Source organism: Sorangium sp. KYC3313, from assembly GCF_052075895.1.
GTDB lineage: Bacteria > Myxococcota_A > Polyangia > Polyangiales > Polyangiaceae > Sorangium > Sorangium cellulosum_B.
In genome coordinates, this window is sequence record NZ_CP197255.1 from 11,154,978 (window position 1) to 11,175,998 (window position 21,021).

The 21,021-nt window shown below is 71.6% G+C and carries 16 protein-coding genes; 12 read left to right on the top strand and 4 right to left on the bottom strand.

Translation table 11 applies throughout. The features are described from left to right. Positions 1–71: 71 nt before the first annotated feature. A complete protein-coding gene (locus ACSRUE_RS42490; protein ID WP_441288544.1) occupies positions 72–1,781 on the bottom strand; it encodes a WD40/YVTN/BNR-like repeat-containing protein in 1,710 nt (569 codons plus the stop codon). 829 nt (positions 1,782–2,610) lie between these two features. On the opposite strand from ACSRUE_RS42490, the gene ACSRUE_RS42495 reads away from it, so the two are divergent. Next, positions 2,611–3,150, top strand: a complete 540-nt coding sequence (locus ACSRUE_RS42495; protein WP_441288545.1) for a hypothetical protein — start codon at positions 2,611–2,613, stop codon at positions 3,148–3,150. 603 nt (positions 3,151–3,753) lie between these two features. Here the strand turns inward: ACSRUE_RS42495 and ACSRUE_RS42500 are convergent. Further along, on the bottom strand, positions 3,754–4,464 hold the full coding sequence (locus ACSRUE_RS42500; protein WP_441288546.1) for a DUF3943 domain-containing protein: 711 nt from the start codon (positions 4,462–4,464) through the stop codon (positions 3,754–3,756). A gap of 315 nt (positions 4,465–4,779) precedes the next feature. Here ACSRUE_RS42500 and ACSRUE_RS42505 point away from each other — a divergent pair, with 315 nt between their 5' ends. After that, the gene (locus tag ACSRUE_RS42505; protein ID WP_441288547.1) at positions 4,780–5,526 is read left to right on the top strand and encodes an SDR family oxidoreductase; all 747 of its coding nucleotides are present in this window, start codon (positions 4,780–4,782) and stop codon (positions 5,524–5,526) included. 21 nt (positions 5,527–5,547) lie between these two features. Here ACSRUE_RS42505 and pdxR read toward each other — a convergent pair whose 3' ends face one another. After that, on the bottom strand, positions 5,548–7,086 hold the full coding sequence (gene pdxR / locus ACSRUE_RS42510; protein WP_441288548.1) for a MocR-like pyridoxine biosynthesis transcription factor PdxR: 1,539 nt from the start codon (positions 7,084–7,086) through the stop codon (positions 5,548–5,550). 68 nt (positions 7,087–7,154) lie between these two features. Here pdxR and ACSRUE_RS42515 point away from each other — a divergent pair, with 68 nt between their 5' ends. The 9 genes from ACSRUE_RS42515 (at position 7,155) to ACSRUE_RS42555 (ending at position 18,098) form a co-directional block, all read left to right on the top strand. Continuing rightward, positions 7,155–8,420, top strand: coding sequence for a hypothetical protein (locus tag ACSRUE_RS42515; RefSeq protein WP_441288549.1), 1,266 nt, complete (start codon positions 7,155–7,157; stop codon positions 8,418–8,420). Then, positions 8,417–8,983 (top strand): GNAT family N-acetyltransferase, encoded by a 567-nt coding sequence (locus ACSRUE_RS42520; RefSeq protein ID WP_441288550.1) that lies wholly within the window; start codon positions 8,417–8,419, stop codon positions 8,981–8,983. Before ACSRUE_RS42515 ends, ACSRUE_RS42520 begins: the two co-directional genes overlap by 4 nt. After that, a complete protein-coding gene (locus ACSRUE_RS42525; protein ID WP_441288551.1) occupies positions 8,983–10,038 on the top strand; it encodes a hypothetical protein in 1,056 nt (351 codons plus the stop codon). Before ACSRUE_RS42520 ends, ACSRUE_RS42525 begins: the two co-directional genes overlap by 1 nt. A gap of 65 nt (positions 10,039–10,103) precedes the next feature. Continuing rightward, positions 10,104–11,936 (top strand): DUF2169 domain-containing protein, encoded by a 1,833-nt coding sequence (locus ACSRUE_RS42530; protein WP_441288552.1) that lies wholly within the window; start codon positions 10,104–10,106, stop codon positions 11,934–11,936. Positions 11,937–12,077: 141 nt separating this feature from the next. Then, positions 12,078–14,408: a type VI secretion system Vgr family protein gene (locus ACSRUE_RS42535; protein ID WP_441288553.1), complete on the top strand. Its 2,331-nt coding sequence runs from the start codon at positions 12,078–12,080 to the stop codon at positions 14,406–14,408. Positions 14,409–14,435: 27 nt separating this feature from the next. After that, positions 14,436–14,885, top strand: coding sequence for a hypothetical protein (locus ACSRUE_RS42540; RefSeq protein WP_441288554.1), 450 nt, complete (start codon positions 14,436–14,438; stop codon positions 14,883–14,885). A gap of 14 nt (positions 14,886–14,899) precedes the next feature. Continuing rightward, positions 14,900–15,889 carry a DUF2169 domain-containing protein gene (locus ACSRUE_RS42545; RefSeq protein ID WP_441288555.1) on the top strand — a complete coding sequence of 330 codons (990 nt, stop codon included), beginning with the start codon at positions 14,900–14,902 and terminating at the stop codon, positions 15,887–15,889. An 8-nt stretch (positions 15,890–15,897) separates the two neighbouring features. Then, positions 15,898–16,935 (top strand): hypothetical protein, encoded by a 1,038-nt coding sequence (locus ACSRUE_RS42550; protein WP_441288556.1) that lies wholly within the window; start codon positions 15,898–15,900, stop codon positions 16,933–16,935. Beyond that, positions 16,935–18,098: a DUF2169 family type VI secretion system accessory protein gene (locus ACSRUE_RS42555; protein ID WP_441288557.1), complete on the top strand. Its 1,164-nt coding sequence runs from the start codon at positions 16,935–16,937 to the stop codon at positions 18,096–18,098. Before ACSRUE_RS42550 ends, ACSRUE_RS42555 begins: the two co-directional genes overlap by 1 nt. A gap of 104 nt (positions 18,099–18,202) precedes the next feature. On the opposite strand, the gene ACSRUE_RS42560 is transcribed toward ACSRUE_RS42555, so the two are convergent. After that, complete coding sequence (locus tag ACSRUE_RS42560) at positions 18,203–19,630, bottom strand: sensor histidine kinase (RefSeq protein ID WP_441288558.1); 1,428 nt, start codon at positions 19,628–19,630, stop codon at positions 18,203–18,205. Positions 19,631–19,897: 267 nt separating this feature from the next. Between ACSRUE_RS42560 and ACSRUE_RS42565 the strand changes: the two genes are divergently transcribed. Further along, positions 19,898–21,004 carry a substrate-binding domain-containing protein gene (locus ACSRUE_RS42565; RefSeq protein ID WP_441288559.1) on the top strand — a complete coding sequence of 369 codons (1,107 nt, stop codon included), beginning with the start codon at positions 19,898–19,900 and terminating at the stop codon, positions 21,002–21,004. Positions 21,005–21,021 lie beyond the last annotated feature (17 nt).

The following is a 21,021-nucleotide window of genomic DNA, read 5'->3' on the forward strand; positions in this document are numbered from 1 at the left end:
GCGTCGAGGAGGCTCCCCATGGTGTAGCAATCGCTCTGTTTCGAACGTATTTCTGAGGAATGTGCGGGCAGTTAATCTGTCGACGCCCGATGTCGCCGGCGCAGCAGGAGGTTCTCTCCCAGCGCCCACGCCTCGGCCCCGTCCCCGCGCACCTCGAACAGGGTGCCCCAGGAGCCGGACGCCTCGCCTCGCCATGTGTGGCCGCCATCGATGGAGCGCAGGAGCACGCCGCGCGCGCCGCACGCCCACAGCGTGCCGGCGTCGTCTCCCCAGAGGCTCCTGAGGCTGCCGGAGACCTGGGCCAGCACCTCCCACGTCGCGCCGTCGTCTCGAGAGCGCAGCACGTCGCTGACGCCCAGTCCGCCAGCCACGAAGAGCTCGTCGCCCCTGCCCCAGATCGCGGACAGATCGCGGGAGCTGCCGCTCTCCGCGGCTTCCCACGTGGCGCCGTCGTCGATCGTGTGGACGATGGTCCCGCCGGAGCCGACCGCCACGGCGCGCTGCTCCGCCCCTGCCCAGACGGCGCGGAGGCGCGGCGCGCGCGGGACCTCCAGCTCCAGCCATCGTGAGCCGCCCGCGGCGAGGCGGCAGACCCGGCCCTCGATGACGGCGAACACCCTTGTCTCGTTCTGCCCGTGGACCGAGGCGCCGCCGGGTTTGCCTGCCACTTCTATCCAGGAGCGCCCGCCGTCCTCGGTCCGGAGCTGCGAGGCGCCCTCGCCGACAGCAAGGATCGTCTCGCCGCTGCCCCACACGGAGATCAGCGCGCCGGCGTCGTCCACGGCGCTCCTCTCCCAGGTCTGGCCGCCGTCGTGGGTTCGCGCGATGGTGCCTCCGTCGCCCGCCAGCACGACCCTCCCCTGGGCTTGCACCCAGAGGCCCCGGAACTTCCCTCGGACAGGCACCTTCTCCCAGGGCCCGTCGAGCGGCGCGTCCCCTGCCTGGACTGGCACCTTGGTGAAGCTCTTCCCGCCATCGAGGGATCGGGCGGCGGGGCCGTCTCCCACGCACCAGATCGCGCCCTGGTCATCGCCCCATGCCGCGCAGCGGTGCTGATCGGACCGGAGCGCGGTGCGCCTCCAGGTGCGGCCCTCGTCCTCGCTGACCGCCAGGATGCCGCTTTCGCCGGACGCGATCACGACGCCCGCGGCGCCGAGCCACAGCGCCTTGATCGAGCGCCCGGTCCCGGTGGAATGCGACTCCCAGGAGGCGCCCCCGTCCCGGCTCGCGTGGGCATGGCCGTCGCCGTCGCCCACGATCACGAGCCCGCCTCGCGCGCAGAGCGCCCTCGGACTCCGGCCCGGTACCTTGTGGCGCGTCCATGTCGCTCCTTGCAGCGTGGCGAGCTGCCCTTCGAGCGCCAGCGCGAGGAAGCGGCCCTCGGCGTCGACCGCTGCGGCCTCCAGGCACAGGTCTCCGGGGCTCGGCCCGGCTCCCCAGGTCTGGCCGTGATCGCCGGAGCGGAGGACCGTCCCGCCGAGCCCCACCGCGATGGCCTCGCCGTCGTCCCGCAGGGCGACGCCGCGCAGGTCCGCCGTCGCGCCGCAGCCCACGTCGGACCAGCGCTGCCCGTCATCGCGCGAGGACAGCAAGGTCCCGCAGTGTCCGGCGGCGATCAGCGCCGCGCCGGTGCCTGTGAGCGCGCTCAGGTCCTGGCGGGTGGGCGTCTGCGCCCTCTTCCAGCGCTGGCCGCCGTCCTCCGAGCGGAGCACGTGCCCCTCGGATCCCGCGAGGACAATCAGCTGGCCTCGTCCCCAGACGGCGCTGTGCCGGATGCTCATTCCGGGCACGATACCAGGCCAGTGCACCCGGGGCGCTCGCGATCGCGTCGAGGCCCCCGCGCGCTGCCGGCGGAGGCACGCGACGGTCGTCATCGTCGGTTGGCAGCGGCGGTGGTCGTCCAGCGTCTCATGCCCTCACCACAAGGAAGATGGGATAGCACTGTTTCATTTCTCGAACGCCGCCGTTCCAGCCCGCCGTCTGGCGTCGCCCACGGTGTCGCCGCATACTCTGGACGTGATCCCGGCGCGGTTGCGGGGCGGGCCGGATGCGCCTGCCTCCGCACCTCGGGCAGCAGCGGGCTCATCATGTGGCTCCGCCGGTGCAGAGGGCATCACGGCGGATGGAACCTGGCCTCGATGATCCGCCGCGGTGCTCCGGGCCCGTCCTTCCAGCGCGAGGGGCGCGCGCGGGCGCTGCGGCTCGTGGAGGCTGGCGATTGCCGTGAAGGGAGACGACGTCGCGAGCGGCACGCGCCTCGCCGAGCTCCGGGACCCACGAGCGAATTGCAGAGCCCGACGGAAGGCAAGGCCTGTTCTACTGACCGGGTGACTGGGATCAGATTGCCATTTCCACTCCAATCATAGATATCCACGAAAACGACACGTTCGTTTAGACATTGACACCGTTTCCGCGTCTGAGAATGATGCCTCCGCGCTGGTCGATGAAGCACGGAGCGGGCTCTCCACTGCGGAGCCCACAGGGCATCTTGCGACGTGACCAGGATGCACCAAGGAACGCCTGCGCGCGACCACGCGCTTGGCTTGGAAACTTAAACCATAACAACAACACATTGGCGAACAAATGAAACACTTCTGTCACACGATGCCCATGGGCGCCCTGATCTGCGGCCTTGTCGCCGGAGGCATCTCGCTGAGCGCACCGGCTCAAGCTCAGGCGCTGGAGTTCGGAGTATACGAGGGAGAATCTTGCCCCGCAGGGTACACACCGTTGACCCCACTCGACGCCTTCTGGACGTTCTTCGCCCGCTGCGATGAGCTCCCCTATTCAGGGGTCTTTCGTATCGCAGACGGGTCCTCGATAGATGGCCCGTGGAACAGCTGCCAGCAGCACGCCGATGATACCCGCGAGCTGGACTACATCCTCTGCAAGCCCAACTACCAGCTCTTTGAGATTGACGGGACCACCTTCGCGGTAGTGAGAGGCGGAGATCAGTGCCTGGAAGGCTTCGAGCACGTGGATTTCGCTACCGCCTCCGCCTACTCGGATGAGATATGCACTCACGTCGGGTACTGGGGGATTGCGAGGATCGGTGGAGGGGGCTCCATCGACGGTGTAGGTTACGGCTGCGGCGTCCGCGCAACCGACTCTCGCGAGCTCGGTGACGCCATCTGCGTAGAAATCGAGTGAATATCCCTAAGCAGCGGCAGCTTGTGCGATCCCACCAGCCTGGCGGCCAGGGTGCGCAGCAACCGGGTTAGCCGCTTCGGATCGTACCCCTCGCGCCGCGCGAGCTCCTCGGCGCTCAAGCCGCTCCGCTCCCAGCTCCAGGAGGGATGCGGATCGCGTGAGGTTGTCTATGTCAACCAGCGCGTGCAGCGTAGCTGTGCGGTGGAACGGCCGCTACGAGGAGCTTGCCTTTCGAGTCGCGCTTCGATCTCCCTTGACGGATTGCAGCCATGCTCGACAGAGCGATTCGCTGTAGGCAATCGGCTCTGGCGGGCGGCAAGCAGGAGGTGATCGAGCCGCTCCGCGCCCTCGGGAACTTCTACGCGTATCTCTGCTGACAGGTCCTGGAGCGACAAGCGGGCCGAAGCTGCGTGAAAAGCGCAGAATTTTGAGCCGCTAAGACGCCAGAGGACGCCAGAAGACGCCAGAGGACGCCAGAATATTTCTTCTTCTGGCGTCTCATGGCGCCTTGGCGCTCACTTCTCGCTTGAACGACGTGAGCTGTGTTCTAGTCTCGACCTGAGCACAGCTGCCCGGCGTCAGGCAGCTGTGTCCGAGTCGAGACTAGCAGCCGAAGACCCCGGCGCCCCGCTCGATCTCGCCGAACGGATCCATGAGCGCGCGCAGGATCAGGCGCGCCGGCGCGCTCTCGATGCCCCCCGCCGCGCGCCAGGTCGCGTACCGGAGCTCGCCCAGGAGGACCCCGGCGAGCGGCGTGTAGACAAGATCGAGCGCCGAGGGCCGGACGCCGTTGGCCTCGTAGCCGTACTCCCAGAGGTGGGTGCCGGCGATGGCGAACGCGAGCGCGGCCGGGGCGCCGAAGCGGCATATCCGCGCCCTGAGGTACATCTCGCTCCCGAGCAGGCCGTGGCCGACCACGTTGATCGGCCACGGGTCGTGATCCCACCGGAAGGCGGGCTGAGCGGCGTCGAAGACCGGCGGCTTCGTGAGCGCCTCGCCATAGTGGTATCCCCATCGCTCCGCGCGAAAGTCGGCGAAGGGCTCGGGCCACAGCACCGCCTCGACGCTGCGGGTCACCGTGAGCACGGCCAGCGTGTGCACGATCGGCGGCGCCCAGGCGGGCTCCACGGTCTCGGCCGCGGCAGCAGGCGGTGACGCCTGGGGCTCCGGCGCGGCAGGCGCGCGCTCCGGCAAGGGGGTCGGGAGGCCAGGCGGGAAGGCGGGCTCGGCCGGAGGAACCGCCGTGGTCCGGCCGGCGCACGCGGCGACGAGGACGGTGAGCGAAGCGGCAGCGCACAGGCGGATCGGAGCCATCGGGGAGCGGCCGCGGCGCGCGGTGGGTGCGGCGACCAGACTCGAGTCTAGAGCGACCAGCGGGTCGAAGCCGCATGCAAACAGCAAGAAGTTGAACTACCAAGCAAGAAGTTGAACCGCCAAGTCGCCAAGGACGCCAGGATTTTGATGTCTTCTTGGCGTCCTTGGCCACTTGGCGGTTCATTCTCATGTCGCCTTGGCGCCCCTTGCGGCTTGCAGGTTGATTTCTCCGGTTTTCAAGCGGCTTGCTCTGGCGCGCGACCGCGGGCCTGACGGCGCGCCGCCTCGCCGCGGGCTCGCGTAGGCTCCCGCGCCATGGCCGACATCATGCTCATCACGGGCGGCAGCCGCGGGATCGGCGCCGCTACCGCGCTGCTCGCCGCGAGCCGAGGCTACACGGTCGCCGTGAGCTACCTGCGCGACGAGGGCGCCGCGGCGCGCGTCGTCGACGAGATCCGCGCGCACGGCGGCGTCGCCCTCGCGATCGCGGCCGACGTGAGCCGCGAAGAGGACGTCGTGCGCCTGTTCCAGACCGTCGACCGCGACCTCGGCCCGATCGCGGCGCTCGTCAACAACGCGGGCGTGCTCGACCGGCAGGCGCGCCTCGAGGACATGACCGCGGCGCGCGTGGAGCGCATCCTCTCGACCAACGTCGTCGGCAGCTTCCTGTGCGCGCGCGAGGCGGTCCGGCGCATGTCGACGCTCCGCGGCGGCAAGGGCGGCGCGATCGTGAACGTCTCCTCGCGGGCGTCGCAGCTCGGCTCTCCGGGCGAGTACATCGACTACGCGGCCTCGAAGGCCGCCGTCGACACGCTCACGATCGGCCTCGCAAAGGAGGTCGCCGCCGAGGGCATCCGGGTCAACGCCGTGCGGCCGGGGATCATCGCGACCGACATCCACGCGAGCGGCGGCGATCCGGGGCGGGTCGAGCGGCTCCAGGCGAGCCTGCCGCTGGGCCGCGCCGGCAGCCCCGAGGAGGTCGCGCGCGCCATCCTGTGGCTCGCCTCGAGCGAGTCGTCCTACTGCACGGGCTCGCTGCTGGACGTCGCGGGCGGCCGCTGATCCCGCCGCGCCGCCGGCGCTTCATCTCGCCTCGCCCGCGCCGATCGCCTGCGTCACGACCGCCGCCAGCGTCCGCGCCGCGTCCCGGAGCACGCCCTCCGAGTGCGCGCCGAACCCCAGGATGAGCCCGGGCGCTCGCGGCGCGCGCGCCGCCGTGCTGCGCGAGAGCGGCAGCGCGTCGACGCCCCGCGCCGCGAGCGCCTGGACGATGGCGACGTCGTCCACGCCCGCCGGCAGGTCGAGCGTCAGCACCGAGCCCCCCGCGGGCGCCCGCGCCCGGACGGCGCTCGGCAAGAGCAGCCCGAGCTCCGCGAGCAAGAGGTCGCGCCGGCGCCGCGTCGCCTGCTTCAGCTTCCGGAGGTGGCGCGCGAAGTGGCCCTCGTCGATGAAGTCGGCGAGCGCGGCCTGCAGCAGGTAGGGCGGCGAGCGCGTCGACGCCGCGCGCACCGCGGCCACGGCGCGCACCAGCGCGGGGGGCACGATCATGAAGCCGAGCCGCAGGCCCGGGAACAGCGAGCGGCTGAAGGTCCCCACGTGGATCACGCGCTCCTTCACGCCCTCGAGGTCGAGGCTGAGGAGCGAGGGCAGCGGGGTGCCGTCGAACCGCAGCTCGCCCTCGTAGTCGATCTCGACGACCACGGCGCCCGCCCTGGCGGCCCAGGAGAGGAGCTCGATGCGCCGCGGCAGCGTGAGCCGCGCCCCCGACGGGAACGCGTAGGCCGGCGACACGAAGGCGACCCGCGCGCGCGCGCCCCGACGTCGATGCGCGCCGGCGTGCACCTGGAGCCCGTCCTCGTCGACCGGGATCGGGATCAGCCGCGCGCCCGCCATGCGCACCGCCGCGCGGAGGGCCAGCGGCCCCGGGTCCTCCACCCAGGCGGCGTCGCCCGGGTCGAGCAGCGCGCGGCAGCACAGGTCCACCGCGGCCTGGGATCCCTCCGTGATGAACACCTGGTCGACCGTCGCGCGCACGCCGCGGGCCACCGCGATGTGGTGGAGCACCGCGCGCCGGAGCAGCGGCGCGCCCCGCGGATCGTGATCGAGCGCGTCGGCCGCCGACATCGAGCGGACGCGGCGCACGAGGCACCGCTCGAGGATGCGCCACGGGAGCAGCTCGAGGTCCGGCAGGCCGACCCCGAACGGGCGCGACCGCGCGCGGCCGCCGAGGAGCGCGTCGAGCTTGTCGGGAGGCACCACCGCCGAGAGCCGCCGCGCGCTCTTCGACGTGCGCGGCGCGGCCGCCGCCGGCTGGGCGCGGGCGGCGCCCTGCCACCCCGCGGGCGCCGGCACGTGCGCGACGACCGGCGCCCGCCGAGCGCGCACCACGATGGTGCCGTCCGCGGCGAGCGCCTCGTACGCCGCCACGGCGGTGTTGCGCGACACGCCGAGCTCCCGCGCGAGCTCGCGGGACGACGGGAGCAGGTGATCGGGCTGGAGGACGCCGTCCAGCACGGCGCGGCGCAGCTGCTCGACCAGCTGGGCGGCCAGCGTCGCCGGCGCGCCGCGCTGCAGGTGGAGGAAGGCGTGGGCGGCGTGGGAGGTGGAGCGCGCTGGCACCATCGAGATCGGCTTCGCTGGCCCTTTCCAGGGTGCCAGATCCAGGGCATCGTGTCGACGAGGAGCCAGCCATGCCCACCGCCGACGACCTCACGACGCTGCCCTCCGCCCGCGAGCGGCCGACCGCTCCCCCGCGGCGGCCGCTCGAAGACGGCAAGACGGGCGAGCTCTCGTCGCGCATCGCCCGCCGCGCGGCCGAGGCGCACGCCGGTCAGCCGCTCGATCGGCTCCTCGCCGAGGAGCTCCCGGGCAACGAGCTGACCACGCTCCTGCTCCACTGCCTGCGCCGGCGCGCGCTGCGGCGGAGCTTCGCCGACGTCCTCGACCACGCGGAGCGGGCGCCCATGACGCACGCCTCGACGGCGGACGCCCGGCGGCTGCACGCCCTCGACGCGGCGGCGTACGCGGCGGCGGCGGGCTTCGAGGCGGTGGATCTCGCCCCGATCGGGCCGCTCGGCGCCACGGCGTGCGCGGGCGTCGAGCCGAACAACGTGCTCGCGACGGTCCGCTTCGCCGAGGTCGCCGCGGATCCGACGACGGGCCTCGCGCTGCACGCCGCGCGGCGCCGGCGCGGGACCCGGGGCGGCGAGCCGCTGCGGCTCTGCGCGAGCCAGCGCGTCCTGCGCATGCAGCCCACGACCCAGCCGGGCTTCACGCCGCATTTCCGCCTGTTCGCCCTCGCGACGGCGGCCCGCTCGCCGGCCCGCGGCGAGGACGACGCGTGCGAGCGGCGCGCCCTGCTCGAGCACCTCGTCGTCTGGGCGGACCTCGTCCGCGCGCTGCCGCACGCGGGCTTCCGCGCCGCGGGGCTGCGCGTCGTGCTCTCCGACACGTCGCTGGTCCGCGCGAGCCTCGGCGCGCGCGGCGTCGACGCGGACGCGATGGCGCGGCGGGCGAAGGCGCACGAGCCCGGGTCGTCCGAGGCGGCCCTGCGCGAGGCCGGCGTCGATCTGCCGCGGCGCGCGGCGGATCTCGTGGGGGCCGCGCGGTCCCTCGGCCTCGGCCCCGAGCTCCTCGCGCGCGCCGAGCGCTGGGTCGCCGAGGTCAGCGAGCCGCTCGCGCGCGCGCGGCCGGAGGTCGAGGTCGTGCACGATCTCGGGCGGCTGCAGGGGCTCGGCTACTACGCCGGGCCGTTCATCCAGCTCGTCGTCCGTCGGGACGACGGCCTCGAGCTCCCGCTCGGGGACGGCGGCGCCTTGCCGTGGCTCGGCGCGCTGCTCTCGAACCGCCGCGAGCGGATGGTCGCGACCGGCATCGGGAGCGAGATGCTCGTGAAGCTCTTCGATCGATCGGAGGCTCGGGCCGGCGAGGCTCGACCGGAGGGAGCGACGCCATGATCCTCGAGACGCCCGCGTTCACGCTGCGCCCCTGGGCGGCGGCCGACGTCGACGCGCTCGTGAAGAACGCGAACGACCGCCGCGTCTGGGCGAACCTCCGCGATCGCTTTCCGCACCCGTACACGCGCGACGACGCCGAGGGCTGGATCGCCCACTGCGCGGCGCGCGCGCAGCCCGGCGAGGCCCTGGCGATCGTGGTCGCCGGCGAGGCGGCCGGCGGCATCGGCCTCGAGCGCCTCGACGACGTGCACCGGCACACAGCGGAGCTCGGCTACTGGCTCGGCGCGGCGTACTGGGGCCGCGGGCTGGCGACCGAGGCGGTGATCGCGCTGACGCGGTACGGCTTCGAGCAGCTGGGCCTCGAGCGCATCCAGGCCGGCGTCTTCGACTGGAACGGGGCGTCCGCCCGCGTGCTCGAGAAGGCGGGTTACGCGCTCGAGGCGCGGATGCGCCGCCACGTCGTGAAGGACGGGCGGATGGGCGACGTGCTGCTCTACGCGCGCGTCCGGGAGGACGCGCTGGCCTGCGACCCGCGGGGAGTCGCGGGACTACACTGCACCTGATGGTCTTCCGCGAGCCCGCCTTCCACCCCGCCTCGGGCAACGTCCGCTACGGCCCGTTCCCTGTCCGCACCGGGCGCCTCGCCTTCTCGCTCTTGCTGGTCCTCGTCGCGATCCTCCTCGCGCTCGTGGCGCTCGCGCGGGATCACCTCGCCTGCACGCCGCGCGCGACGTGCGTCGTGACGCGCGCGTTCCCGTCGAGAACGCTCGCGTTCCCGATGTCGGTGCTGCGCGACGCGCGCGTCAACATCGAGCGGGGGTCGAAGGGGAGCAGCCACGGGGTGGTGGTCCTCGTCATGGCCGGCGGGCGCGAGCTCCCCCTGCAGCGCGTGAGCCCCGAGAGGGCTGCCGAGGTCGCCGCTGCCATCCGCGCGGGCCTCTCCAGCGAGCAGCGGATCGACATCACGCTGCGCGGCCCGTGGTGGATCTTCCCGTTCGCGCTCGGGATGCTCGCGATGGGGCTCACGATGGCGCGCTCGGCCGTCAAGGGTCTCGGGCGCTTCCGGCTCGACGTCACGCGCGGCGGCGCCGCGCTCCGCGTCCAGCGCTATGTCCTCGCGATCCCGGTCTCGTCCCGTGAGGTCTCCCTCGAGGGCGTCGCCGACGTGCGCGTCGAGGCCGGAACGCTCGGCGAGAGGTGGCTCAACAAGGGAGAGGCGCCTTGGCCAGCCGGGCGCATCGTCCTCGTCGACCGCTCCGGCGCGACGCGCCCGCTCACGGAGGCCGTCTTCCCCGGCGAGGCCGTACACCTGTGCGCGGCGTCCGAGCTGCGGGAGATCCTTGGCCTCGAGCGCCGACGCCACGGCGTCGAAGAGCAGCTCGCGTCGCTCCCGCGCGTCGTGACGCCGCTCGGGGCGCGCATCGCGGCGCTGTGGACCGCCGTGGCCGTCGGCGCGCTCGCTGGCACCGCGCTGTTCGGGATCACCGGCGTCGCGCTGGGACTGCTCAGCATTCGCGGTCCGCTCGAGGTCTTGCACCTCGCGGCCGGCGGCGGCGGTGGAGCGATCGCGGGCGTCGCGCTCACCCTCTACCTCACACGCAGTCGGCCGCCGCGCTGAGCGCCTATCGTCGCAGCTCGGCTTCCATCCTCTGTCCACCCGAACCCGCGCTAGACTCGCCTTGCATGGATGTCGTCTCGGCCTGTCCTCTCCGCGTCGCATCGAGCCTCTGGCAGCCACTGGCCGGCGCTTGGGCGCTCACGATCGTCTGCAAGGCGACCTACACGCTCGCGCCGGGCGAGTCGCTGATCGCGCCGGAGCAGGACGCGCCCAGCAGCATGGATGTCTACTGGGAGGACGACGTTCACCGCAGCCTCGTGTGCGGGAGCGATCTGGCCCCCTTCAAGCGGCGCGCCGACGTGCTCGTCGTGGGGCACGCGTACGCGCCCGGCCGGCGCCCCGTCACGTCGCTGCTCGCGCGGCTCGCCGTCGGCGCGATCGACAAGTCGATCGCGGTGTTCGGCGATCGCGTGTTCACCCCGGACGGGGCGCTGAGCGCGCCCGCGCCGTTCGTGAAGATGTCACTCCGATGGGAGCGCGCCGCCGGGGGGGCCGGCACGGCGAACCCGGTCGGCGTGCCGCTGGGTGCGGCGCCGCACGGGCGGGGAATGGTGCCCGCGCCTAACCTTGAGATGCCTGGCGCTCACGTCACTGGCCACCGCGACGCCATCGAGCCGGCGGGCTTCGGGCCGATCGCCCCGAGCTGGCCAGGCAGAGCGCACAAGCTGGGCTGGCACGCGGCGACGTGGAGTCATGCGCACTGGAACGAGCGGCCGTTGCCAAACGACATCGACGCTGGCTATTTCAACGCGGCGCCACTCGATCAGCAGATCGACGAGATCTGCCCGGACGAGCGCATCGTGCTGGAGAACCTGCACCCGACGCACGCGCGGCTGTTCACGAGCCTCCGGGCCGCGGTGCCGTGCGCTGTCGTGGAGTCGGGCGGCGCCCCCGCGCATGAGAGGAAGCTCCGGTGCGACACGCTGTGCATCGACACCGACCGGGGGACCTGCTCGCTGACGTGGCGGGGATATGTCCTCCTGGACCATCCTCAGCAGGCGGGGCGCGTGGTGATCGCGCTCGCAGAGGAACGGAGAGGGCTGATGGCCGTCGCAACCGCCAGCGAGCTCGACGTTGCCGGTACGCTCCCCGCGCCGCTCGAACTGCAGTCGCGCGAGGTGCTCCCGTTCACCGGGACCACGGAGCTGCCGCCCCTCTCGCCGCTCGCCCTGCAGCCGCGCGAGGCGCTCCCGTTCAGCGGGACCACGGAGCTCCCACCCCCTTTGGCGCTACCCTCCCAACTCGGCGCGCCGCGCGTTCCGTCATCGCCCTTTTTGCCGGAGCTCGCCCCGCACGATGCCGTGCGCGCGGAGGCCGTCGCGCCAAGCACGCCTCCCCCCGTCGCCGAACCGCCGCGGTTCGGCCCGCTGGTGGCGCTCTGGGATCCCCCGCTCCCGGAGCCGCAAGAGACGCAGGAGCCGGAGGAGCCCGCGCCTCCCGCGCAGATGGCGACGCCGGACCTGCGCGAACCAACGATAGAGGAGGTCTCGGTCGAGGCGTGCGCCGCGCTCGACGCGTCGCTGGCGTTGCGCCCGCACGAGAAGGGTCTCATCCTGAAAGCGCGCCGGCTCGACGAACCCGCATGGGCGCGGCTTCGCGCCGCGTGGGCGGCGGAGGTCAAACGCGAGCTGCAGCGAGGTCGGAACGAGCTGCTCCGCACCTACGACGCGACCTATGTAGCGCAGATCGAGAAAGAGCGCGGGCCCATCTCCGCCGATGAGCTCGCGCGCCTCACCGTGGGCGCGGAGCGCGGCAACCTCGCGGAAGCGTTACGCGATCTCGGGCTGCCGGCCGAGAGCGTGATTCGCGTCCAGCGGACGTGGATCGCCAGGATCGCCCGCGATGCGGCGCTCGGCGACGAGGTGCGCAGGGCCGTGGCAAGAGCGCGAGCGGGGTGAGCCGGAGCCCGCGTGCGCGGGCGCGTCCGGGCATTCCGCGCGTGTTCGCGCGCTTGCAGCCGTAGCAGGGCTCGCGTAGCATCGCGCTCCTGCCGTCATGCGTCGGCGATCCTCGGCGGAAAACAGGATTAAGATGAGGCCATGACCAGCCCCTCTTCACACCTCTTATCGGTCCAGGTCGCATCCGGCGACTCGCTCGATGTGCGGAAGTTCCAGATCACCGAGCAGATCTCGAAGCTGTTCGAGGTGTCTGTCCTCACGCACAGCATCAATCCCGACATCGATTTCGACGCGATCGTGGGTTATCCCGCGTCGTTCACCGCGCATTTCGGCGTGGAGGTTCCGGCCTCGCGGACATGGACCGGCATCTGCACCTCGCTGCAGCAGGTCGCTGTCGAGCCTGACGGCGTCTCCACGTACCAGATCGACATCGCGCCGTCCCTCTGGTTCCTGACGCAACGCCGGCGCAACCGCATCTTCCAGCGCATTTCGGAGCTCGGGATCGTGGAGAAGATCCTAGACGAATGGAGCATCCCATTCGACAGGCGCATCTCGCTCGATCACAAGAAGCGCAAGTACCGTGTTCAGTACGGGGAGAGCGACTTCGTCTTCATCTCGCGGATGCTCGAGGACGCGGGCATCAGCTTCTACTTCGATGCCGCCTCCGGCGACAGCAAGCTGGTGCTCTGCGACACGCCGCAAAGCAACGAGACGCGCCGGCCGATCCGGTTCATCGACGCGCCTGGCGGCCGCGACCTGGAGTACGTCACCGCGGTGCGCGTCGGCCGCAGGATTCGACCGGGGAAATACACGCTGCGCGATCAGGATTACCGCAGACCGCCGACGTACCGCCTGATGCAGTCCGGGACCGGTGGCACCGCGCCGGAGCAAGGGCTCGAGCGATATCATTATGTGCCCGGCGCATTCCTGTTCGAGAGCGCGAAGGGGGACGATACACCGGCCGCTGACGACAAGGGGAAATACCGCACGGACGAGAGACTCGCGACGGAGCTCGCGCAGAAGCGGCTCGATGCAAAGCGGGTGACGGCGCGGACCGTCCAGTTCGAGACGAACTGCCTCGACGTCGCGCCTGGCGTGGTCGTCACCTTCCTCGATCACCTGAAGAGCGAGGTCTCGACCGGCAAGCGTCTCCTCGTCACCTCGGCGGAGATCTCCGGTACGTACGGAGGGGAATGGTCGCATGCCTGCCGTGCCGTCGGCGCGGACATACCGTATTACCCGGCGCTCTCCACGCCCAAGCCCAGGACCCAGGGCGTCGAGACGGCCACCGTCGTCGGACCGCCCGGTGAGGTGCTCCATGTCGACGAGTTCGGGCGGGTGCGCGCGCAGTTCCACTGGGACCTGGAGGGATCGATGGACGACGCCTCTTCGTGCTGGATCCCCGTTTCCCAGACAGGGGCGGGCGGCGGCTTCGGCCACATGAACCTCCCGCGCGTGGGCCAGGAGGTGATCGTCGACTTCCTGGGCGGCGACCCGGACAGGCCGGTCGTCGTGGGCCGCGTCTACACGAACCTGCAGAAGGTGCCTTACTCGCTCCCCGCGCTGAAGACGCAGAGCGGGTGGAGGAGCCAGACGATCGGCGGGGCGGGCTACAACGAGATCATGTTTGAAGACGCGCCCGGCCGCGAGCTCGTGCGCGTCCAGGCCGAGCGGGACGCGACGAGGCTGGTCAAGCACGATGAGTCCATCACCGTCTGCAACGATCGCACGACGACCATCGGGAACAACGACTGCCTGACGGTCGGCAACGACCGCACCCACACGGTCGGCAACAACGAGTCCATCCAGATCGGCAACTCCCAGACGATCCTCGTCGGCGTCAACCAGTCGATTACGGTCGGCGCGGATCAGACGATCACGCTCCCGGCCGGCAACCAGACGGAAACCATCACCGGCAACCGGACCTTCACGCTCACGGGCGATCTCACCGAGACGATCACCGGCAACAGCGCGCTCACGCAGGTCGGCAATCAGGCCGAGCAGGTGACGGGCGACTCCTCGCGCACGCAGACAGGCAACCAGTCGGTCACGCTGGTCGGAGATCGCACGCACCTCCAGGTCGGCAGCCAGGCCGAGCTGCAGGCGGGGAACCGGAGCTCGCTCCAGCTCGGCGATCGGCTCGACCTGCAGGTCGGCGGCCGCAGGGACTTCCAGCTCGGCAGCCGGCTCGACGTCCAGCTCGGCGGCACCACCCGCATCGAGATCGGCGCCCTGAGCGACACCGTCGTCGGCACGCGCACCGAGGGGACGACCGCCGACTCCACCGAGAACGTCGGCGCGGCCAAGAACGTCAACTCCGCCACCTGGACCGTGACCACCGGCGCGGCGAAGATCGACGGCGGAGCGTCGTTCGAGGCGAGCGGCGCCGCGGTCAAGGTGAACGGAGGCGCCATCAACATCGAGGCCGGCGGCGAGACCGTCATCAAGGGCAGCATCATCCGCCTCAACTGAGAGCAGCGTGATTCCAACGAGAACCCGATGAGCGCTCACGACCCGGAAGGCATCGCCCCCCCCGACACCGCGCCCGACGCGGGCGTCGGCGCCGCGCCCCACACCGTCGCCCTCGCGCACGGCCACTCCCTGGTGGTCGAAGGGGGACAGGAGCACAACCGCCTCCAGCTCGTGGACCCGAGCGGCGCCGCGCACCTGGAGATCTCCATCGGTCCGGAGGGCATCCGCCTCGTGGTGCGCGGGGCCGGCCTCTCCCTGGCGACGACCGGCGCGCTCGCGATCGAGGCCGACAGCCTGTCGCTCCACGGCAAGAACGGCATCTCGCTCACGACGGAGGGGGACGCCCGCGTCGAGGCCGCCGGCCGCATCGAGACCGTCGGGCGCAGCCAGCTCATCCGCTCGGCGCGCGGCAACGTGCGCATCCAGGCCAACGACGACGTCGAGGTCACGGGCGAGCGCGTCCGGCTGGGCTCCTGACGGGAACGAGGGGCATGGAGCTCGAGAACCACACCCGCTTTCCCGCACGGCTGTTCCGCACGGCGATCGACGACGATCGCATCGCCGCGTCGCTCGTGACCAAGGTCACCTATGACCTCCGGGGGACCGAGCTCGTACCCAGCGAAGAGCAGCCGTGGCGCATCTCGGCGGAGCCGTGGGAGAGCGAGTACGGCGTCATCGACACCGATCAGCTCTTTTATCGCGGCGGCGTCGATCTCTTCCTCTTCGGCCACGCACGCCCCGAGAAGCCTGGAACGACGCGGTTTGTCCTGTCCATCCTCGTGGGCCGCGCGTGGAGGCGGGAGGTCGCGGTCTCCGGCGTGCGCGTGTGGCGAAAGGGCCTGTCCGGGCTCGCCCCTACAGCACCGCTCGCGATCGAGGGCATTCCCCTCACGATGGCCTACGCGTACGGCGGCAAGGACGTGTGGGATGGGCTGGAAGTGCCCTATCCCCTCAACCCGGACGGGATCGGCTGTTACCTCTGGCCGCAGAGCGCCGAGGACAGACCGCTCCCGAACCTGGAGGAGCCCGACCAGCTCATCTCGTCCTGGGAGGACAGGCCGCTGCCGGCCGGTGTGGGCCCCTGCCCGCCCATGAGCGGCATCCGCCTCGCGCGCCTCGCCGGGCCGGCGCTCCACGCGCACGCAGCCGGCGCGCCCGACGCCGCCGCCGCGGGGCCGCCCATCCAGTTCGACGCCACCTTCTTCAACGCGGCCCACCCGCGCATGATCGTGCCCTCGATCGAGCCGGGCACGCGCATCGCCGTGGCCGGAGTCACGGGCGGGGCGCCGCTCGTCATCGACCTCCCGGAGGTCCTGCCGCGCGGCCGCGTGCGCTTCGAGGAGGAGGTGGACGAGCGCCCGCTCGCCATCGACCAGGTGGGAATCGAGGCGGACAAGGGACGCGTCTTCGTCAGCTATCGGTTCCCCTTCAGGTACGTCGTCGTCCCTGAGCAGATCCGTGAAGCGCACCTCTTCTTCTGAGGCCGATCATGTACTGCAACGTCCTCGTCCACGTGAACCCGATGATCGGCCTGGACCCGCACACGGCGCTCCCGCCGCCGGTCGGCCTGCCGATCATCCCGATTCACGCCCACATCACCGGCGCGTTCAACCACTGGGCGATCTGGGGCTTCGCCACGGCGAAGGACAGCTCGATCGTCCTGTGCGACGGCAACAAGACGATGCAGCGGGGGACGGACATCGGCTTCTTCGTCATCCACGTCCCGATACCGCTCATCCCCCACTTCCTGCTCCCCATCTGGAACACGCTCACCGGCTCCAAGTCGGAGTTCGGCGTCAACGCCGTGCTGGTGGAAGGCGCGCCGGTCGCGGTGGCGGTCGCCAAGATCGTCAACCTCAACCTCAACTGCTTCGGGTACACGTCGCCGCTGCCGGGCGTGGGGGTCGTGATCACGTGGACCAGCGTGCAGGCGAGCATGACGATGGCAGACTTCCTCGCGGGGCTCGCCGCGGCGCTCGTCGACTGGGCGATCCAGGCCATCGTGAACAGGGTCACATCGAAGGCGGTCAACCCTTTTAAGCTTGGTAAGATCACGGTTGGCCCTCTCAACTTCGGTAAGTTCGTTGATCGGCTCACCGGCCCCCTGTGGCGCCGCATCGCGCCCGGGCTTGTCGAGCGCCTGCCGGCGGGCACGATGCTCGGCTCTGCGCTCCATGCTACGGGCTGGAACCGGTACGCCGCCTACTTCGCGGGCAACATCCCCGCCGCGGCGATCAGCATCCTGGGGCACGGATCCCCCCTCGGGTATTCGGCCTTCTGGACGCCGGGCGGCGGCCTCAACATCGGAGATACATCGTATTTCGACCCGTCCGGGTGGGCGCACAGCGCTGTGTACGACTACTTCAACAGCCCCGCGGTGCCCCAGTATCCATCCGCGCCGGCGGGGCCCGTGCCCGCGCCGGGCGCCGCGCCGACGCCCTCCACCGCGACGGCTGCGCCGACAACGCCGTCCACGCCGACCCCCGCGCCGACCCCGGGTCCGGCGCCTACGCCGACAGGCTGGTGATGAAAGAATCGTTCTCCAGCCCCGGCCCCACGGCGCGCCAGCTCTCGGCGCAAGATCCCGAGGGCGGCCAGATCCTCTCCGTCGTCTGCAAGCGGACGTACAGCGTCGACGGCCGCGGCCGCCTTTCGCGCGCGCCCGAGCAGGTACCGCTGTTCGACGACTTCATCGTCGATCCGGCCGCGCCCACGGTCGTCGTGCACGACACGGACCTCGTCGCCTTCAAGCCCCTCACCGATGTGCTGGTGCTAGGCCACGCCTACGCGCCCGGCCCTGCCCCCTCTGTCCTCACGGCGGTGCGCGTCGGCGATCGCTCGAAGCAGGTGCTCGTCATCGGGGACAGGCGAGCCGCGCTGTCGCCTACCGGACACCTGCTGTTCTCGGATCCGGCGCCGTTCGATCGCATGCCGCTCGGGTACGACCGTGCTTACGGCGGCATCGACGCCGTGGCCGAGGCGCGGCTCGGCGATCCCACCGCGCCGATCAAGGCGTGCCTCCCGCGCGACGCGCAGGGCCCCGGCGCGAGCGAGTACAGCTACCCGCGCAACTTCGCGGGGAAGGGTTATCTGATCGAGGCCACGCCGGACGCGGTGGAGACGCTCGTCCTACCCAACCTGGAGGACCCCGAAGACAGGCTCACACCGGAGCGGCTCGTCGTGGGCGCCACCCTCGCGTGGCCCAGGATGCCGCTTCCCGCGTCGTACGGCGCGCTGGACTATGGGTGGTTCCCTCGCTTCGCGTACATGGGGGTCGTGCCGCTCCACGATCAAGAGCACGCCGTGTTCCAGGAGGTACAGCGCGGCTTCGCGCCCGCTTCCGTCCTGAAGGAGACATTCCTGAGCGCGGACCACGACGTCGACTTTCGCTTCACGTGCTGCGGATCCCTCGGGTTACAGCTCCCGCACCTCTCGGGTGACGAGGAGCTCGTGCTCTACAACTTGCACCCGCGGCACCCGAAGTGGACGATCCGGCTCCCCGGCGAGCGCCCGGAGATCTCCACGGATGGCCGCAATGGCAAGATGAACAAGGCCGATCCGGTGCTCCAGACGGTCACGATCGAGCCCGATCACGATCGCATCAGCGTGGTATGGCGTGGAGCGGCCAGGGCCATCCGTCCTTACATGCCGGCGGAGCTGGAGAAGATGCCGCTCCGCGTGGCGTGGTGAGCGTCGCGATGGCGCGCCACGGTGGAGCGCAAAGGGCCCAATCCCAGGCCGGGTGGAAAGAGGGCGCCGCCGCGTGCCGCGTGCCACGTTAGTGAATCGACGCCTCACCCGCGCGGGCGGCCCTCGCCTGCCACCGAGGGCGCGGGCGCCTCTGCCGCCGCGGGCTCCTCTTGTGCCGCCGCCTCGGCGATCGGGAGCGTGAAGTAGAACCGGGCGCCCTGCCCGACCTCGCTCTCCACCCAGATGCGGCCGCCGTGCGCGTCGACGATCCCCTTGGCGATGTAGAGCCCGAGGCCGGTGCCCTTCTTCCCGGGCGCCTCGTCCTTCCAGAACCGCTCGAAGATGCTCGTGAGGTTCTGCGGGGGGATCCCCGGCCCCGAGTCGAGGACGGCGAAGCGGGCCATCGCCCCGTCCCGGTCCACCGAGAGGGTCACCCGGCCGCTCCTGGGCGTGAATTTCAGCGCGTTCCCGAGGAGGTTCGACAGCACCTGGAGCACGCGCTCCCGCTCCGCGCGGATCACGAGCCCGGGCTCCTTCAGCGATTGCTCGAACCGGACCTGCTTCGACTCGGAGAGCGGCCCGAACGTCTCCATGGTCGCGTGCAGGAGATCCTCCACCGCGCACGGCCTCGGCGTCACCGAGAACCTGGAGGCTTGCATCGTCGTCACGTCGAGCATCGTCCTGATGAGGCGCTCCATCCGCAGCGAGACGTGCTCGATCGACTCCGCCTGCTGCCGTGTTCGCTCGGAGTCGGCGCCCCGCCGCAGCCACGCGGCCTTCAGCGTGATGGCGCCGAGCGGGTTGCGCAGATCGTGGGCCACGATGCCCATGAGCTCGTCGCGGGCCGCCAGCGCCAGGCGCGCGGCGTCGCGCGCCTCCCGCGCCTTGTGGTACGGGTCGCCGAGGAGCTTCGTGAAGTACAAGGCGATCCCCAGGCCGGCCAGCACCAGCAAGCCCAGCAGGCCATCGAGCCACAGCTCCAGCCGGGCTCGCTCCGCCTTCGCTTCATCGTAGAGCTGCCTGAGGACGTCTTGCTTGTAATCGACGAGGCGGGCGAGGGAGCCCTCGAGATCGCGGTGACGCGGCCTCAGCTCCTCGTCGAACCGACGCACGAGGCCGCTCGCGTCGTCGGTCCGCTGCCGCGCGGCGAGCAGCTCTTCCTGCACCCGGACGAAGCGCCTGGCCGCCTGCTCGACCTCGGCCACCCGCTCGAGACCGGCCGGACTGAGCGCCTGATCGCGAAGACCGCTGACGTGCTCGCCGAAGCTCGCCCTGGCCCTCTTCGCCTGCTCGAGGAGCTCGCGATCGCCGGAGATGAGGTAGCCCCTGCCGTGAGACACGATGAGCTCGCTGCTCCACCGGAGCCGCTCCACGAGCGTGATCTCGTGCTCCTTGGCGCGTAGCCGATCGATCTGAGCCTCGGCCACGGACGAGAAGCGCCGCACCGAGAACGCCATGCCGAGCGCCAGGAGCAGGGTGAGGATGGCGTAACCCGTCCTCGCCGTGGCCTCGAAGCGCGTCCGCGTCGGCATGACCGAGGTCCCGTCCTCTCGGCGGGCGTCGGCGGATCCGTGGGGCTGAGCCACCCCGCGAAGGCTAGGCCGCGTTGCGCGAAGGGCAAGGCGCCCGGGCGCTGCACAGCACGGCGAGACGCGCTCCGGCGGCGAGCGGGAGCGTGGCAGAGCGTGGCAGGGCGACGCGCGACGAGCGGGGCGGCTCGACCTGTCGAGGGGACGAGGGGCGCCTCGGGCCACCGCCGGATGACAAGCGAGCGTTCCTCGGTGTAAAGAGTGTGCGTCATGACGGATCGAGCGTCGAACCGGGTTCGCGGGCGGCGCGAGGCGCGCGGGCTGTCCCAGGTGGCGCTCGCCGAGCGCGCCCGCCTCACGAGGCAGAGCGTGGGCGCCATCGAGGCGGGCCGCGCGACCCCGGCGGTCGACGTCGCGCTGCGCCTCGCGAGCGCCCTCGACTGCTCGGTCGAGGACCTCTTCGGGGAGCCGAGCGCGGCGGCGGACCTCGCGACCGAGACCGACGCGCCGGCGGCGCTGGGCCGCGCCGCGGTCGCGCGCATCGCGGACCGCTGGGTCTCCTACCCCCTCGAGCAGGACGCGGTGCGGATGGCCGCGGACGGCATCGCGACCGGTGAGCGGCGCGGGAGGGCTGTCGTCGAGCCCCTCCGGGCGCTCGCCGAGATCGAGGAGAACGTCGTCATGATGGGCTGCGCGGCCGGCCTCGGGCTGCTCGCCGACCGGCTCAACACGAGGCCGGGGCCTGGGCGGTTCCTCTGGTTCCCCCGCTCGAGCACCGCGGCCCTCCAGGCGCTGGCCCTGCAGCGGACCCACGTCGCGGGCGTCCACCTCGTCGACGCGCGCACCGGCGAGGCGAACGTCGCCGACGTCCGCCGGCTCGGGCACGCCGAGCCGATCGTCCTCATCACGCTGGCGCGCTGGGAGGCGGGCCTCCTCGTTCGCCGCGAGGACGCCGGCCGCGTCCGCGGCGCGGCCGACCTCGATCTCCCCGGCCTGCGCCTCGCCGGCCGCGAGGCGGGCGCCGGCGCCCAGCGGCTCCTCGAGCGCGAGGTCCGCGGCCAGGGGCTGCCGCTCGGGCTCGCGCGCAAGCCGCACCTGCGGGTCGCCGGCCACCTCGACGTCGCGCGCGCCGTGGCGATGGGCGCGGCGGACACCGGCGTCGCGACGCGCGACGCGGCGATGGCGTTCGGGCTCGGCTTCGTGCCCCTCGCCGAGGAGCGCTACGACCTCGCGGTCCCGCGCGAGGGGCTCCACGATGGCAGGGTCCAGCGCCTGCTCGACGTCCTCGTCTCGGGAGAGTTCCGCCGTGAGCTCTCGGCGCTCGCCTACGACGCTCGGCAGGCGGGCGAGCGGGTCGCCGAGGTGCGGGCGGCATGACGGCGCAAACGGAGCCA

What these genes read in the sequence shown, in the direction of transcription:
- ACSRUE_RS42555 (WP_441288557.1), top strand. Translation starts at nt 16,935, where the DNA reads ATGAAAGAATCGTTCTCCAGCCCCGGCCCCACGGCGCGCCAGCTCTCG.
- ACSRUE_RS42500 (WP_441288546.1), bottom strand. Translation starts at nt 4,464, where the DNA reads ATGGCTCCGATCCGCCTGTGCGCTGCCGCTTCGCTCACCGTCCTCGTC.
- pdxR (WP_441288548.1), bottom strand. Translation starts at nt 7,086, where the DNA reads ATGGTGCCAGCGCGCTCCACCTCCCACGCCGCCCACGCCTTCCTCCAC.
- ACSRUE_RS42540 (WP_441288554.1), top strand. Translation starts at nt 14,436, where the DNA reads ATGAGCGCTCACGACCCGGAAGGCATCGCCCCCCCCGACACCGCGCCC.
- ACSRUE_RS42520 (WP_441288550.1), top strand. Translation starts at nt 8,417, where the DNA reads ATGATCCTCGAGACGCCCGCGTTCACGCTGCGCCCCTGGGCGGCGGCC.
- ACSRUE_RS42490 (WP_441288544.1), bottom strand. Translation starts at nt 1,781, where the DNA reads ATGAGCATCCGGCACAGCGCCGTCTGGGGACGAGGCCAGCTGATTGTC.
- ACSRUE_RS42550 (WP_441288556.1), top strand. Translation starts at nt 15,898, where the DNA reads ATGTACTGCAACGTCCTCGTCCACGTGAACCCGATGATCGGCCTGGAC.
- ACSRUE_RS42515 (WP_441288549.1), top strand. Translation starts at nt 7,155, where the DNA reads ATGCCCACCGCCGACGACCTCACGACGCTGCCCTCCGCCCGCGAGCGG.
- ACSRUE_RS42505 (WP_441288547.1), top strand. Translation starts at nt 4,780, where the DNA reads ATGGCCGACATCATGCTCATCACGGGCGGCAGCCGCGGGATCGGCGCC.
- ACSRUE_RS42545 (WP_441288555.1), top strand. Translation starts at nt 14,900, where the DNA reads ATGGAGCTCGAGAACCACACCCGCTTTCCCGCACGGCTGTTCCGCACG.
- ACSRUE_RS42560 (WP_441288558.1), bottom strand. Translation starts at nt 19,630, where the DNA reads ATGCCGACGCGGACGCGCTTCGAGGCCACGGCGAGGACGGGTTACGCC.
- ACSRUE_RS42525 (WP_441288551.1), top strand. Translation starts at nt 8,983, where the DNA reads ATGGTCTTCCGCGAGCCCGCCTTCCACCCCGCCTCGGGCAACGTCCGC.
- ACSRUE_RS42495 (WP_441288545.1), top strand. Translation starts at nt 2,611, where the DNA reads ATGGGCGCCCTGATCTGCGGCCTTGTCGCCGGAGGCATCTCGCTGAGC.
- ACSRUE_RS42530 (WP_441288552.1), top strand. Translation starts at nt 10,104, where the DNA reads ATGGATGTCGTCTCGGCCTGTCCTCTCCGCGTCGCATCGAGCCTCTGG.
- ACSRUE_RS42535 (WP_441288553.1), top strand. Translation starts at nt 12,078, where the DNA reads ATGACCAGCCCCTCTTCACACCTCTTATCGGTCCAGGTCGCATCCGGC.
- ACSRUE_RS42565 (WP_441288559.1), top strand. Translation starts at nt 19,898, where the DNA reads ATGACGGATCGAGCGTCGAACCGGGTTCGCGGGCGGCGCGAGGCGCGC.